The 786-nt window shown below is 73.0% G+C and carries 1 protein-coding gene; it reads right to left on the bottom strand.

What is annotated here, in order from left to right; genetic code table 11:
- On the bottom strand, window positions 1-699 hold a 699-nt coding region (locus D3D02_RS18140), incomplete at its 3' end, for a YegP family protein (protein ID WP_121571320.1).
- Between the last annotated feature and the right edge of the window lie 87 nt (window positions 700-786).

Below are 786 nucleotides of genomic sequence, written 5' to 3'. Positions count from 1 at the left end.
GGAGGTCGCGATGACGTTGCCGTTGCGGTGGCGGAGCCGCCAGCGCGGCCGCCCGCTCGCGTCCTCGAACAGCTCGAACCGGGCCTTGCTCTCGCGGAGCGACGCGGCCGCCGCCTCCGCGGCCGTCGCGTCCTCGCGCGCCGCGTCGAGCTCCGACTCGGTGGCCGCGAGCTCGTCGCGCGCCGCGTCCAGCTCCCCGCTCGTCTCCTCGGCGGTCGCGGTCGCCGCGGCCGCCTCGCCGCGCATCCGCTCGTAGTCCTCGTAGACGGGGTCGGAGAGCAGCGGCACGACCGTCCCCGCCAGCCCGATGAGCAGCAGCCCGACGCCGTAGACGGTGATCACGGCGGGGTCGCCCGAGGCCCTGAACCACCCGTCGGGGAAGACGTTCACGAACCAGACGACGCCGAGGACGCTGACGGCCGTCCCGAGGTAGCCGAGGGCGGTCCCCGGCCTGCGGAGCGGGAACCGGATCACGGCTCCGAGCATGACGAACGGGGGCGAAAGCGCCGCCAGCGCGTACCCGATGCCGCGCGCGGTCGTCGCCGACTCGGTGAGGAGGAAGACCGCGACGTCGGCCAGCCCGAGCAGCACCCCGAAGCCGAACAGCCAGTAGCCGTTCACCTCGTCGGTCGTCCGCGGCGTCCCGATCCGTCGCTCGTACAGTCCGCCGTCTCGGTTTGGTTCGGTATCACTTGACATACCCGAGACGACTCCGGCGGCCCGCTTATAAGTGTGGGTGAGTGACACGACGGCGCGACCGCCGCGCCGGACTACCGCGACCCGAGC

It is taken from the genome of Halobellus sp. Atlit-38R, from assembly GCF_003665925.1.
GTDB classification, from domain to species: Archaea; Halobacteriota; Halobacteria; order Halobacteriales; family Haloferacaceae; genus Haloquadratum; species Haloquadratum inordinatus.
The sequence above is the reverse complement of the archived record's forward strand: the minus strand, read 5'-3'. Positions and strand labels throughout refer to the sequence as shown.